9 protein-coding genes and 2 riboswitches are annotated in these 14,176 nt (G+C 70.8%); of the genes, 6 read left to right on the plus strand and 3 right to left on the minus strand.

Translation table 11 applies throughout. The features are described 5' to 3' along the window. Window positions 1-17: 17 nt before the first annotated feature. Entirely contained in the window at window positions 18-1,523 is a 1,506-nt protein-coding gene (gene gltX / locus SOM18_RS06925; protein WP_081874311.1) for a glutamate--tRNA ligase, read from the minus strand. A 19-nt stretch (window positions 1,524-1,542) separates the two neighbouring features. Here gltX and SOM18_RS06930 point away from each other — a divergent pair, with 19 nt between their 5' ends. Further along, a complete protein-coding gene (locus SOM18_RS06930; protein WP_235188391.1) occupies window positions 1,543-3,750 on the plus strand; it encodes a ComEC/Rec2 family competence protein in 2,208 nt (735 codons plus the stop codon). A gap of 162 nt (window positions 3,751-3,912) precedes the next feature. Here the strand turns inward: SOM18_RS06930 and lexA are convergent, their stop codons facing one another. After that, window positions 3,913-4,638 (minus strand): transcriptional repressor LexA, encoded by a 726-nt coding sequence (gene lexA, locus SOM18_RS06935; protein WP_031440935.1) that lies wholly within the window; start codon window positions 4,636-4,638, stop codon window positions 3,913-3,915. 68 nt (window positions 4,639-4,706) lie between these two features. Further along, complete coding sequence (gene glp / locus SOM18_RS06940) at window positions 4,707-5,891, minus strand: gephyrin-like molybdotransferase Glp (protein WP_320481473.1); 1,185 nt, start codon at window positions 5,889-5,891, stop codon at window positions 4,707-4,709. Between the two features lie 237 nt (window positions 5,892-6,128). Beyond that, a riboswitch (cobalamin riboswitch) is annotated at window positions 6,129-6,341 on the plus strand. 227 nt (window positions 6,342-6,568) lie between these two features. On the opposite strand from glp, the gene SOM18_RS06945 reads away from it, so the two are divergent. The 5 genes from SOM18_RS06945 to SOM18_RS06965 all read left to right on the plus strand — a co-directional run bounded on the left by SOM18_RS06945 (window position 6,569) and on the right by SOM18_RS06965 (window position 14,172). Then, complete coding sequence (locus SOM18_RS06945; RefSeq protein ID WP_320481521.1) at window positions 6,569-7,558, plus strand: HoxN/HupN/NixA family nickel/cobalt transporter; 990 nt, start codon at window positions 6,569-6,571, stop codon at window positions 7,556-7,558. 160 nt (window positions 7,559-7,718) lie between these two features. Then, window positions 7,719-7,935: riboswitch (cobalamin riboswitch) on the plus strand. Window positions 7,936-8,073: 138 nt separating this feature from the next. Beyond that, window positions 8,074-9,123 (plus strand): cobalamin biosynthesis protein CobW, encoded by a 1,050-nt coding sequence (gene cobW / locus SOM18_RS06950; RefSeq protein ID WP_031440654.1) that lies wholly within the window; start codon window positions 8,074-8,076, stop codon window positions 9,121-9,123. A gap of 5 nt (window positions 9,124-9,128) precedes the next feature. Beyond that, window positions 9,129-12,422, plus strand: a complete 3,294-nt coding sequence (gene cobN / locus SOM18_RS06955) for a cobaltochelatase subunit CobN (protein ID WP_320481474.1) — start codon at window positions 9,129-9,131, stop codon at window positions 12,420-12,422. Further along, complete coding sequence (locus SOM18_RS06960; protein WP_192008312.1) at window positions 12,419-13,543, plus strand: cobalamin biosynthesis protein CobG; 1,125 nt, start codon at window positions 12,419-12,421, stop codon at window positions 13,541-13,543. The genes cobN and SOM18_RS06960 overlap by 4 nt, the downstream gene beginning before the upstream one ends. Further along, a complete protein-coding gene (locus SOM18_RS06965) occupies window positions 13,543-14,172 on the plus strand; it encodes a precorrin-8X methylmutase (protein WP_031440264.1) in 630 nt (209 codons plus the stop codon). The genes SOM18_RS06960 and SOM18_RS06965 overlap by 1 nt, the downstream gene beginning before the upstream one ends. The last annotated feature ends 4 nt before the right edge of the window (window positions 14,173-14,176 follow it).

Genomic DNA, 14,176 nt, shown 5'->3' on the forward strand with positions numbered 1-14,176 from the left:
CCTTCCTCGAAATCTTATCAGTCTGCCATCCGGTCGGCGATCCGACCGAGGCTCTCGTCACGCCCGAGCAGGTCGAGCACATCGAATATTCCCGGCGACGTCTTGCGACCGGTCAGCGCGGCGCGAAGGGGTTGTGCAACCTGCCCGAGCTTTAGGCTTCGCGCTTCGGCCACGCGCCGTACCGCGCCTTCGAGCGCTTCCGTATCCCACTTGTCGAGCGCGTCAAGTTCAGCATGCGCGTTCGTCAGAATCGCACTCGCTTCACCCTGCAAAAGGCTCGCTGCGGCGTCATCCATCGCCAAAGGTCGCTGGCTGAACAGGAAATTCGAACCTTCGGCGAGTTCGTTCAGGTTCGCTGCACGTGGCTTCAGGACCGGCATGGCGCGAGTCAGAAGGTCGAGTCCGCCACCGGGCAGGGCATGGCCGAGCCGATCGGCGGCGAGCTGGGCCAGACGCGCATCATCGGCCTCGCGAATATAGTGGCCGTTCAGATTCTCGAGCTTCTTCAGGTCGAAGCGCGAGGGCGACTTGCCGACGCCCGACAGGTCGAACCACTCGACCGCCTGTTCGCGGCTGATGATCTCGTCGTCACCGTGCCCCCAGCCGAGCCGCAGCAGGTAATTGTCGAACGCCTCGGGCAGGATGCCCATCTCGTCGCGATACGCCTCGATGCCGACGGCGCCGTGACGCTTGGACAGCTTGGCACCATCGGGGCCGTGGATCAGCGGGATGTGCGCATAGATCGGATCGGGCCAGCCGCCCTCGATCGCGTCCATCGCGCGGTAGATCGGCAGCTGCCGGAACGCGTTGTTGAGATGATCGTCACCGCGGATGACGTGGGTAACGCCCATGTCGTGATCGTCGACGACGACCGCGAGCATGTATGTCGGCGTGCCGTCCGAACGGAGGAGGACGAGATCGTCGATTTCCTCGTTGCGGACCGTCACCGATCCCTGGACGCGATCCTCGATCGTGACCGCACCTTCCTGCGGCGCGCGCAGGCGGACGACATGGGGAAGATCGGGGGCCTCGCTTGCCGGACGGTCGCGCCACGGGCTGCGGATGCGGAGCGGCTTCTTGGCCGCCTGCGCCTCCGCGCGCATCGCCGCGATCTCGTCATTGGTCATGTAGCAGCGATAGGCGTGGCCGGCCTCGACCATCTGGTGCGCGACGCGGGCGTGGCGATCGGCGCCGGCGAACTGCATGACGACGTCGCCGTCCCAGTCGATCCCCAGCCAGCGCATGCCGTCGATGATCGCGTCGATCGCCGGCTGGGTCGACCGCACGCGGTCGGTATCCTCGATACGCAGCAGGAATTTGCCGCCGTTCGCCTTGGCGAACAGCCAGTTGAACAACGCCGTGCGTGCGCCGCCAAGATGCAGGAACCCCGTCGGCGACGGAGCGAAACGAGTAACCACGGGTGCGGCCGAAACGACGGCATCCGTATCAGATATTGCGCCCAACCGCGGGTGCTCCCAGACTGTAGAAACGATGGCCGGATCAGCCGTCGCCGCCTCTAGCATGCGTCCCCGGCGGCGACAAATGGGCGTGCCGCCCTGGATGGCGGAGCCGGGCCGGGCGATCGAACGCTGGCTGGAGGCGGAGCGCGATCAGCTCATAACCTGGTTGCCGGTCGGGCTTGGCGGCGGCATCGCACTGTGGTTCGTGCTGCCCGATCCCGCGGCATGGGGCACCGCGATCCTGGTGCTGGTCGCTGGCGGGTTGGCCGGACTTGCGGCGGGGCGCGGCGGGCGCGCGGCGCGGATGCTCGCGATCGGCGCGATTGCGGCGGCGCTCGGCATCGGGCTGATCTGGGTACGATCGGACCGGGTGGCGGCACCGGTGCTCGCGGGGCCGACATTCGTGCAGCTGTCCGCGCGGGTCGAGACGATCGAACCGCTCGTCGCGCGTCGGCTGGTGCGGTTGACGGTGCGGCCGGTCGGGCCGGGGCAGGACGCCGATGGCGCGCCGGCTGAGTTGCCCGGCCGCGTCCGCGTCAACCTGGCAGAGGCGGATGCGCCGGCGACGCTCGCGATCGGCGCGACCATAAAGCTTCGCGCGCGACTCATGCCGCCGCCCTTGCCGGCGGTGCCCGGCGCCTATGACTTTGCGCGCGTCGCTTGGTTCGGCGCGATCGGCGCGACGGGGCGGGGCTTTTCGCCTGTGGTGGTAGCAGAGCCGGGCCGCGGCGGCGCTGGCGTCCGGGTGGCGCTGTCGCGGCATATCGTCGCGCAGCTTGACGGGAGCGCGGGCGGGATCGCGGCGGCGCTGGCGACCGGCGACGTCGGCGCGATCAGCGACGCGGATGCGGAGGCGATGCGCCGCGCCGGGCTGGCGCATCTCCTTTCGGTAAGCGGCCTCCACATCACCGCGGCGGTCGCCGCGACGATGCTGATCGTGATGCGGCTGCTGGCGCTCAGCCCATGGCTCGCGCTGCACACGCGACTGCCGTTGATCGCCGCGCTTGCCGGTGCCGCAGCGGCGATCGGCTACACCGTGCTGACGGGCAGCCAGGTGCCGACGATCCGCTCCTGCGTCGCGGCGTTGCTGGTGCTGGTCGCGCTGGCGATGGGGCGCGAGGCGATGACGTTGCGGCTGGTCGCGACGGGGGCGATCGCGGTGATGCTCGCGCTGCCCGAATCGCTCGCCGGACCGAGCTTTCAATTGTCGTTTGCCGCGATCACCGCGATCATCGCGTTGCACGAGCATCCCGTCGTCCGTGCCACGTTCGCGCCGCATGACGAGGGCCGCGGCAGACGCCTGTTGCGGGGCGCCGCGTCGCTGCTGCTGACCGGGCTCGTCGTCGAGGCGGCGCTGATGCCGATCGCGGTCTATCATTTCCACAAGGCCGGGCTGTACGGCGCGGTCGCCAATATCGTCGCGATCCCGCTGACCACGTTCGTCGTCATGCCGTTCGAGGCGCTGGCGCTGCTGCTCGACACGATCGGGCTCGGCGCGCCGGCCTGGTGGCTGGTGCAGCATGCGCTTGACGCGCTGCTGTGGCTCGCGCGCGGCGTGGCGCATGCACCGGGCGCGGTCCGCGCGCTGCCGGCGGTTCCCGACGGGGCGTTTGCGCTGATGGTCGTCGGCGGGGTGTGGATCGCGCTGTGGCGGACGCGGTGGCGACGGATCGGAATCCTGCCCTTGGCGGTCGGCGCGATCTGGGCGCTGACGACGCCGTCACCCGATATCCTTGTGACGGGCGATGGCCGCCACGTCGCGGTCCGGACCGCCGCAGGGCTTGCACTTCTTCGCGATCGGGCGGGGGACTATGTCCGCGATACGCTGGCGGAGAATGGCGGGGTCGACGGAGAACCGCTGCTGCTGGCGGATCAGCCCGACGCGCGGTGCAGCCGCGAGCTGTGCTTGACGGATGTCGTCGCGCGGGGGCGGGCGTGGCGTGTGCTGGCAACGCGCAGCGTTTACCGGGTGCCGATCGCCGAGATGCTTGCCGCCTGCCGGCGCGCGGACATCGTCATCAGCGAGCGCGGGCTGCCGCGTGGTTGTACGCCGCGATGGCTGAAGCTCGATCGATCGGTGCTCGCGCGGACCGGGGGGATCGCGTTGACGTTGACCGCGGGGCGGATGGTGACGGTGCTCAATCCGGGGGACCGGCACCCGTGGCGCGATCCACCGACGCTGGCGCGGCCAATGCGACGGTTCGGGGCGGCGGGCGATCAGCATGGGCTGGCCGGGGGGGCGGCGTCGGTCCGGTTTCGGGTGCCGGCTCGGGGGTGGTCAGAGCGATAGGTCGCGACTGGGTATGTCGGGTCATGATCCTGCGAAGGTGGGGCCTCCGATTGGGAGGGCCGCAATTCCGAAACGCGGACGATGGTGCCTGGGGCCGTTGGTCACGAACGCCACTGCCGGGTGGCGCTGGCGGTGATGACCGCCAGCGCCACCCGGCATTCGTCAGTCGTAGCGGCGCAGGATACCCGACAGCTTGCCCTGAACCCGGACCTGTGCGGGCGCATAACGCTGGGGGTCATAGGCGCGGTTGGCCGGGTCGAGCCGGACCATCGCGCCCTCGCGGCGGAAATATTTCAACGTCGCTTCGCTGTCCTCGATCAGCGCGACGACGATCTCGCCGTCGCGGGCGATCTCGGTACGGCGGATCAGCGCGTAATCGCCGTCGAGGATGCCGGCTTCGACCATCGAGTCCCCCGAAACCTCCAGCGCATAATGCTCGCCAGTGCCGAGCAACGCGGCCGGGACGGCAAGCATCGAGCTGCCCTCGAAGGCTTCGATCGGGACGCCGGCGGCGATCCGGCCGTGCAGCGGGATCTCGACGACGTCGTTCGCCGCGATGCGGGCGGGCGACGCGGGCGTGGCGCTGGCCGTGTTCGGCGCAGATACGGTGTCGGCCGATGCCGCCACCTTCGGCCCCGACTTCGCCGCCGTCTGCCCTGTTGCAGCCTCGGGACGCTCGGGCATCCTCAGCACTTCGAGCGCGCGCGCCCGGTTGGGCAGGCGTCGGATGAAGTTGCGCTCCTCAAGCGCGCTGATCAGACGGTGCACGCCCGATTTCGATTTCAGGTCGAGCGCGTCCTTCATCTCCTCGAACGAGGGCGACACGCCCGTCTCGGCGAGGCGGTCATTGATGAAGCAGACAAGCTCGTGCTGCTTGCGCGTGAGCATAACAGTTCTCCGTCCGGAACAGACGAGGAACTTCTATGGAACACTTGCAGCTTCGTCAAGCGGTGACGTCACGCGATGACGAGGATTTCCGCCGAGTCGCCCGCCCTTGCCGCCGGCGCGTCGCCGTCGCGGATGATCAGGCAGGACGAACGGGCGAGCGTCAGCAGCATCGAGCTGTCCTGGATGGTCGAGGCATAGGCGCGACCCTTGCGCAGTTCGGCGCGCATATAGTCGGTCCGCGACTGGTTGGGCGGAAGATCCTCGCCGAGCAGCGCGTGCGTCGTCTGCGGCAGGGGATCGCGCGCGCCGAGCATGTGCGCGACCACGGGGCGGACGAAGAGGATGGCGGTGACGAAGGCGGAGACCGGGTTGCCAGGTAGGCCGAGCAGCATCGTCCGGCCAAGCGCGCCCGCCATCATCGGCTTGCCCGGGCGCAGCGCGATCCGCCAAAAGTCGATGCTGCCGCCCGCCGCCTCGATTGCGGGGCGGACGAGATCGTGATCGCCGACCGACGCGCCCCCCGTGGTCACGAGCAGATCGGCATCGACCCCGGCAAAGGCGTCACGCAGCGTGTCGAGCCGATCGGGGAGGATTCCGAGATCGATAATGTCGACGGGCAGGTCGGCGAGCATCGCGGCGAGCATGATGCCGTTTGATTCCGGTAGCGGGACGGGGTCGCTGGTCGAGCCGGGTGGAACGAGCTCGTCGCCCGTCGCGGCGACCGCGACGCGCAGGCGGCGGCCGACCGATAAGGCGCCGTGCCCGCCGGTCGCCGCGACCGCGATGCGCGCGGGCGTCAGCCGGTCGCCGGCCGCGATCAGCCGCGTGCCGGTCGCGAAGTCGAGCCCCTTGCGGCGCGTGTTGCGCCCTTCGAAGGCGGGGCCTTCGCCGTCGAGCATCAGCCGGTCGCCGTCGCGCGCGGCTTCCTCCTGGACGAGCACCGTGTCGGCGCCCGCCGGCATCGCCGCGCCGGTGAAGATCCGCGTCGCCTGTCCCGCGCCGACCGAACCGGTGAAGGGGCGCCCCGCCGCACTTTCGCCGATGACCGTCCACGGCCCGGGCAGATCTGCGTAGCGGATCGCATAGCCGTCCATCGCCGAGAGGTCGGTCGCTGGCTGGGTGCGGCGGGCGAGAATGTCCTCCGCGGCCCAGCGGCCCATCGCCGAGCGCAGCGGCACGGTTTCGGCGGGGACGCGCGCGGCCATGGCGAAGAGGCGGGACTGGGCGTCGGCGACGGGGACGAGAGGGCGCATGCGGGCTCCGTTCAGCGGGGCGATGAAGGTCTGCGCTGCTCGCACGATTGCCGCGGGGCGGAAAGCGGGCAACGCCGCGACCGGCAGGACACCGGTCGGTTATGCGATCAACGTACGAGGTAAGGCAGACGTTGCGGTGAGATGGGACGACATGCCCTGCGTTGCGTCGCGCGCAAATCCTGTCGTCAGCGCAGGCAAAACGCGCTAGCCCTGTGGCGCAGGTCCGACGCAAGCCGGATCCGCACAGATCGCGTCGGTGCCCCTCGGGGCTTGAATGGGAATGCGGTGCGGGGTTCGCCCCAAGACCGCAGCTGTCCCTGCAACTGTAAGCGGCGAGCGACACGCACCCGCCCCCTGCGACGGGGGCAGCCACTGGGCCGATGGCCTGGGAAGGTGTGCGTCGAGCCTTGACCCGCGAGCCAGGAGACCTGCCGGCGTCTGGTCGCTCTTGTCCCGGTCCAGGGGGTGGCCGAGGCACGGTGAACGCCGTCTGAGCGACGACAATGCGGCGGGGGCCGCATCGGCGACGCATGCCGGCCGCTCAGGGCGTCCGGTCGGCGCGCGTCCCGGTCGTTCGCGGCAGGCCCCCGTCCTCGTCGGACGCCGGGGATGTGCCAATGACCAAGATCATGACCGGGCGGACCGCCGGTCGTTCGACGCGACACCGGATCGGCTGGATGTTCGCGATGCTGGTGGCGGCCAATATCGCCGCCTGGGGATGGGCGTTCGCGCTGTTCCAGGCGCAGCCGCTGATGCTGGGCACCGCGATGCTCGCCTGGGGGCTGGGGCTGCGCCACGCGGTCGATGCGGATCATATCGCGGCAATCGACAATGTGACGCGCAAGCTGATGCAGGATGGGCAGCGGCCGATCGGGGTCGGCTTCTGGTTCGCGATCGGCCATTCGGGGATCGTCCTGATCGCCGCGGTGGCGATCGCGCTGACCGCGAGCGCGCTGGCGCAGTTCGAGGCGTTCAAGCAGGCGGGCGGGGTGATCGCGACGCTGATATCCGCGCTGTTCCTGTTCACGATCGCGACGATGAACCTGATCATCCTGCGATCGGTGTGGCGGACCTTCGGCCATGTCCGCGGCGGCGGGCGCTATGTCGAGGAGGATCTCGACCTGCTGCTCGGCAATCGCGGGCTGCTCGCGCGGCTGTTCCGGCCGATGTTCCGGCTGGTCACGCGCAGCTGGCACATGGCGCCGCTCGGCTTCCTGTTCGGGCTGGGGTTCGACACCGCGACCGAAGTCGCGATCCTCGGCCTGTCGGCGAGCCAGGCGGCGGACGGGTTGTCGATCGGTACGGTGCTGGTGCTGCCGGTGCTGTTCGCGACGGGCATGGCGCTGGTCGACAGTGCCGACGGGGTGGTGATGCTCGGCGCGTATGAATGGGCGTTCGTGAAGCCGATCCGCAAGCTGTATTACAACATCACGATCACGCTGATCTCGGCGATCGTCGCGATCGCGATCGGCGGGATCGAAACGCTCGCGCTGCTGGCGTCGAAGCTGGGCCTGAGCGGGGGCGTGTGGGACGTCGCTTTGGCGCTGGGCGAGAATTTCAACGGGCTGGGCTTTGCGATCATCGCGCTGTTCGTGGCGTGCTGGGTGCTGAGTTTCGCGATCTACCGGTGGAAGCGGTTTGACGAGATCGAGGTGGTGCGGGGGTAACGAGCAGCGTCGTCATCCCGGGCTCGACCCGGAACCTGGAGCCGGGCACCGGATCATGCGTGGCCCTGGGTCCTGGCTTTCGTCAGGATGACGGCGGTCATGTGCATTGGCACAATCGCCAAACTCCTCTAAACCCAACCCCGAGGTTTGGTTCTACCGAACCTCAACAGATCGCGCCGGTGCCCTTCGGGGCTTGAATGGGAATGCGGTGCGGGAGCTTTGCCTCCCAATGCCGCGGCTGTCCCTGCAACTGTAAGCGGTGAGCGAGACGCACAGGCCCCCGATGCGGGGGCAGCCACTGGGTCACGGGACCTGGGAAGGCGTGCATCGAGCTTCGACCCGCGAGCCAGGAGACCTGCCAGCGTCATGGTCGCTCTTGCCTTGATCCAGGGGATGGTCGCGGCACGGTACTCCGTCTGAGCGACGAACGCGTGTGGCCGTCTTGGTCGCGCGCGCGTGTGGCTGCGGATGTGCGTCCGTCCGTGGCTGTCGTTCCGACGCCCGGAGAGTATCGCATGACCGAACCCCAGCCGACCCTGGCCAAGATTCCCGTCACCATCGTCACCGGATTCCTCGGCGCGGGCAAGACCACGCTGATCAGCCATCTGATCCGTAACGCCGGGGGCCGGCGGCTCGCGGTGATCGTCAATGAATTCGGCACGCTCGGTATCGACGGCGACATCTTGAAGGGGTGCGCGATTCCCGATTGCCCGGCCGAGAACGTCGTTGAGCTCGCCAATGGCTGCATCTGCTGCACCGTCGCGGACGACTTCATCCCGACCGTCGAGACTTTGCTCGCGCTCGACCCGCGGCCCGACCATATCCTGATCGAGACGTCGGGGCTCGCTTTGCCCAAGCCGCTGCTCAAGGCGTTTGACTGGCCCGCGATCCGGTCGCGGATCACGGTCGACGGGGTGATCGCGCTGGCCGATGCGGAAGCGGTCGCCGCGGGACGGTTCGCGCCCGACCTCGCCGCGATCGAGGCGCAGCGGCGCGCGGATCCGAGCGTGGATCACGAGACTCCGCTCGCCGAGGTGTTCGAGGACCAACTCGCCTGTGCCGATCTGGTGCTGCTGACCAAGGCGGATCTGGCGGGCGAGGCGGGGGTGGCCGCGGCGCGCGCGGTGATCGCGGCGGAGTCCGCGCGTGCGTTGCCGGTGATCGCGCTGACCGACGGGGTGATCGATCCGCGCGTCGTGCTCGGGCTGAACGCGGCGGCGGAGGACGACATCGCCGCGCGACCGTCGCACCATGATGGCGCGGACGATCACGAGCATGACGATTTCGACAGCATGATCGTCGACCTCGGCGAGATCGCGGACCCGGCGGCGCTCGCCGCGCGGATCGAGACGCTCGCGCGCGACGCCGACATCCTGCGCGTGAAGGGTTATGCCGCGGTGACGGGCAAGCCGATGCGGCTGCTGGTGCAGGCGGTCGGGGCGCGGGTGCGGACGCAATATGACCGGCCGTGGCGCGGCGACGAGGCGCGCCAGACGCGGCTGGTGGTGATCGCCGAGCATGATCGGATCGACCCCGCAAGGATCCGGGCCGCGCTTCAGGGCTGACGGCGATGCACGTCGTCTTCCGCGAAAGCCACGGGCTGGAGGAGAGTGCGGTCCCGCAGGACCTCGCGCAGACTCCGGCGGATCTCGTCGTCCTGTCCTTTTCGGACGGGGATCTCGGCGCGTTCGCGGCCGGGTGGCGGCGTGCGGCGGCGAACGGGAGCCCGCTGCCGTCGCTCCGGCTCGCCAACCTGTCCGCGCTCGCGCATCCGCTGTCGGTCGATACCTATGTCGAGCGGACGCTGGCGGGGGGTGAAAGCGCGAAGGGGATCGTGATCCGGCTGATCGGCGGGCGGTCCTACTGGTCCTATGGGTTGCAGCAGGTCGAGGCGCTGGCGCGGGCGCGGGGGATCGCGCTGGCGGTGCTGCCGGCCGACGGGCGGATCGACGCGCGGCTCGATGCGGCGTCGACGGTGCCGGTGTCGACGCTGCGCCGGCTCGCCGCCCTGTGTGACGATGGCGGCGCGGTCGCGGCGCAGGCGGCGCTGGCGCAGATGGCGCTGGCGGCGGGGCTCTATGCCGGGCCGGTCGCGGGGGTGAAGACGGTTCCCGAGGTCGGTGGCTGGCAGCCGCGCGACGGGGTGACGTGCCCGGCGGCGTTCGCGATGACCGCGACGCGGCCGCGAATCCTGCTGATCTTCTACCGCTCCTATCTGACCGCCGCGGATCTGGACCCGATCGAGGCGCTGCATGCCGGGCTGGGTGCGGCGGGGTTCGACGTCGTTGGGCTGTTCGGGCCGTCGTTGAAGGCGCCGGGCGTCGCGGGGTGGCTCGGGCGCTGGGTCGTCGCACTGCGCCCGGCGGCGATCGTGAACGCCACCGCCTTTTCCGGCCGCGGCGCCGATAACAGCTCGCCGCTCGACGGAGCGGGGGTGCCGGTGTTCCAGGTCGCGCTGGCGACGTCGGACCGCGCCGCCTGGGCGGGATCGACGCGCGGGCTGTCCCCCGCCGACCTGGCGATGCACGTCGTTCTGCCCGAGGTCGACGGACGGCTGCTCGCAGGCGTCGCGAGTTTCAAGGAGGACGGCGTCCGCGACGACGCTCTCGGCTATGCGCGGCGCGAGCACCGGGCCGATCCCGAGCGGATCGCGGCGATCGTCGCGCGCGTCACCGCGTGGGTGCGGCTGGCGGAGCGGTCGGTCGCGGAGCAGCGGCCCGCGGTCGTGCTGTCGACCTATCCGGGCAAGGACTATCAGATGGCGCATGCGGTCGGGCTCGACGCGCTGGCATCCGCCGAGGCGATCGTCGAGGACCTGGCGGCGGCGGGCTATGCGACCGGAGGGGCGGCGCCGCAAGCGCTGGCCGGGGCGCTGGAGACGGGGCGGCTCGCATGGCCGGTCGCGGCGTATCGTGCGGCGCTTGGGGGCTTGCCGGCCGTGTTGCGCGACGCACTCGAGGAAAGCTGGGGCGCGCCCGAGGACGATCCGGCCTGTATCGACGGCGCGTTCCAGTTCGCGGGCGTCGAGCGGGGGCGCGTGGTGATCGCGCTCCAGCCCGAACGCGGGCGCAGTGCGGCGCGGGTCGGGGAGTATCACGACCTGTCGCGCTGTCCCTGCCACGCCTATGTCGCCTTCTATCTGTGGCTGCGCGCGCGGAAAACCGATGCGCTGATTCATGTCGGCGCGCACGGGACGCTCGAATGGCTGCCGGGCAAGGCGGTCGCGCTGTCGGGGGAATGCTGGCCCGAGGCGCTGACCGGGGCGATGCCGGTGCTCTATCCGTTCATCGTCAACGATCCGGGCGAGGCCGCACAGGCACGGCGGCGGATCGGCGCGGTGACGATCGGCCATGTCCCGCCGCCGGCGGCGACGACGCGCAGCGGTGCGGGGCTGGGGCGGCTCGAATCGCTGCTCGACGAGTTTTCGACCGCCGACGGGCTCGACCCCGCGCGGCGCGACCGGCTGCAGCGCGACATTGCGGACGAGGCGCGCGCGAGCGGACTGGCGGCGACGCTGCGGCTCGACGAGGCGGCGAGCCAGGTGGAGGCGATCACCCGTATCGACACGTTCGTGTGCGACGTGAAGGAGAGCCAGTTCGGCGACGGGCTGCACGTCTATGGGCGTGGCGACCAGGGCGAGGCCGAACGCGACGGGTTGCTGAACGCGTTGCGGGGCAAGCGGATCGCGGCGGGGCCGTCGGGGTCGCCGTGGCGCGGACGCAGCGACGTCCTGCCGACCGGGCGCAACCTGTATGCGACCGACGCGCGCGCGGTGCCGTCGCGCGCGGCGCATGCGCAGGGCGTGCGGCTGGCCGACGAGCTGGTCCGCCGGCATCTGCAGGACGAGGGCGACTATCCGCGCGCGCTGGTCGTCGACCTGTGGGCGTCGGCGACGATGCGGACCGCGGGCGAGGAGTTTGCGATGGCGCTACACCTGCTCGGCGCGGAGCCGGTCTGGGATCATGCGTCGGACCGGGTCACGGGGGTCGAGATCCTGCCGCTGGCAAGGCTCGACCGGCCGCGGATCGACGTGACGCTGCGTGTGTCGGGGCTGTTCCGCGATGCGTTTCCCGCGCTCGGCCAGATGTTCGGGCAGGCGGTGCGCGCGCTGGCGCTGCGCGACGAGCCCGGTGACTGGAACCCGTTCGTCGGCGCTGCCGTCGGTGCGCGCGTCTATGGGCCCGAGCCGGGTCGCTACGGGCTCGAGCTGGGTGATGCGGGCGAGGCCTATGGCGAGGCGGCGCGGGCGGCGGCGGGCGCCGCGTGGCTGGCGGCGTCGAGCCATGCGCTGGACGGGGCGGGCGATGACAATGCGACGCGGTTCGACCCGGCGGGGATCCGCGACCGGGTCGTCGCCGCCGACGGGTTCGTCCATGTCCAGGATTTGCCCGAGACCGACCTGTTGCTCGCCGCGGATTATGCCGCGCACGAGGCGGGGTTCGCGGCGGCGCAGGCGGTTGCCGGGGGTAAGAGCGCGGCGCTGTATCATCTCGATGCGCGCGATCCGGAACGGCCGCGCGCGCGGTCGCTGGACGAGGAGGTTGCGCGGGTCGTTCATGCACGCGCGGCGAACCCGGCCTGGGTCGAGGGGATGATGCGGCACGGGTTTCGCGGGGGCGCGGAGATCGCCGCGACGCTCGACCATATGGCGATGTTCGCGCAGCTGGCGCGAGTGGTGTCGCCCGAGCTGATCGATCTCTATTATGATGCGACATTGGGGCGCGACGCGGTGCGTGCGTTTCTGGAGAGCGCAAACCCCGCGGCGCTGGCGGCGATGACCGCGCGGTTCGCGGCGCTGCACACGGCGGGGCTGTGGCCGACGCGGCGCAATTCGATCCTCGCGCAGCTCGACCTGCCGGCATGAGCGCGTTCGTCGTCAAGGGATGGTGCCCCGATGCGTGGCGGCCGATGGCGGCGGGCGACGGGTTGCTGGTGCGGATCCGCCCGCCGCTCGGGCGGCTGACGCGCGCGCAGACACTCGCGCTGTGCGATGCGGCGATCGCGTGGGGAAATGGCGAGATCGACGTGACCAGCCGCGCGAACCTGCAGATCCGCGGCGTGACCGAGGCGGGCTGGCGGGGGCTGGTCGAGGCGTTGCTGGCCGTCGGGCTGATCGATCCCGATCCGGAGCGCGAGGCGCGCGGTGCGATGCTGGTCGCGCCCGACTGGCGGGACGGGGACGATACGCAGCATATCGCCACCGCGTTGCGCGAGCGTTTGGCTGACCTGCCGGTGCTGCCTGGCAAGGTTGGTTTTGCGATCGATGCGGGCGCTGCACCGGTGCTGACCCGCGCGCCCGCCGATTTCCGGGTCGAGCGCGCGGTGGACGGCAGGCTGCTGGTGCGCGGCGAGGGGCGTGCGGCGGGGGTGAACGTGACGCGCGACACCGCGGTCGACGCGCTGATCGCGCTGGCGCGGTGGTTCGTCGACAGCGGCGGTGCGGCGGCGGGGCGGATGGCACGCCATGCGGCGGCCGTGCCGGGGCCCGCGACCTTGGCTCCCGCACCTGCCGCGCCGCCGCCCGAGGCCGGGGCGCACCCGCTGGGCGCGGCGATCGCGCTCGGCTTCGGGCGGATCGCGGCAGCGGATCTGCGCGACCGGATCGCCGCGGACCCGGTCACGGCGATCCGCGTGACGCCGTGGCGGATGCTGATCCTCGAAGGCGGGGTGGCGGATGGCGCGCGCGACCGCAGCGCCGTGCGCGCCGGGGTCGACGCCTGTGTCGGCGCGCCCGCCTGTCCGCAGGCGAGCGTCGCGACGCGCGACCTCGCGCGGCTGCTGGCACCACTGGTCGCTGGCAGCCTGCACGTGTCGGGATGCGCCAAGGGCTGCGCGCGGGCGCGGCCTGCGGACGTCGTGCTGACCGGGCGCGACGGGCTGTTCGACCTTGCCCTGCACGCGCGCGCGGGCGCGCCGTCGCTGCTTGGCGCACTCGAACCCGCTCAGATTATCGCCCATTTCTCCCAGCCGTCCGGAGCTGCCTGATGCCCTATGCCTATGAGACCGACGGGGCCGCGATCTATCGCCAGTCGTTCGCGATGATCCGTGCCGAGGCGGATCTGGCGCGCTTCGATGCCGAGGAGGAGCCGGTCGCGGTGCGGATGATCCACGCTGCGGGGCTGGTCGCGCTGGCGGGGGATATCCGCTTTTCGCCCGGCTTCGCACGGACCGCGCGTGCGGCGTTGCGGGCGGGCGCGCCGATCCTGTGCGATGCGCGGATGGTGACCGAGGGGATCACGCGCGCGCGCCTGCCGGCGAACAATGCGGTGATCTGTACGCTGCACACGCCCGAGACGGTCGCGCTGGCGAAAGAAATGGCAACGACGCGTTCGGCCGCGGCGCTGGAGTTCTGGCGGCCGTATCTGGCGGGCGCGGTGGTGGCGATCGGCAATGCGCCGACCGCGCTGTTCTACCTGCTCACGATGCTGGAGGATCCCGACTGTCCGCGGCCGGCGGCGATCATCGGCTGTCCGGTGGGTTTCGTCGGTGCGGTCGAATCGAAGGACGCATTGTGGGCGGCGCAGCCGGTGCCGTGCGTGATCGTCGAGGGGCGGCTGGGCGGCAGCGCGATCACCGTCGCGGCGATCAACGCGCTCGCGAGCGCGGCGGAATGATCGG

Origin of the sequence: Sphingomonas sp. CFBP9019 (genome assembly GCF_034045155.1) — a bacterium.
Classification (GTDB): domain Bacteria; phylum Pseudomonadota; class Alphaproteobacteria; order Sphingomonadales; family Sphingomonadaceae; genus Sphingomonas; species Sphingomonas aerolata.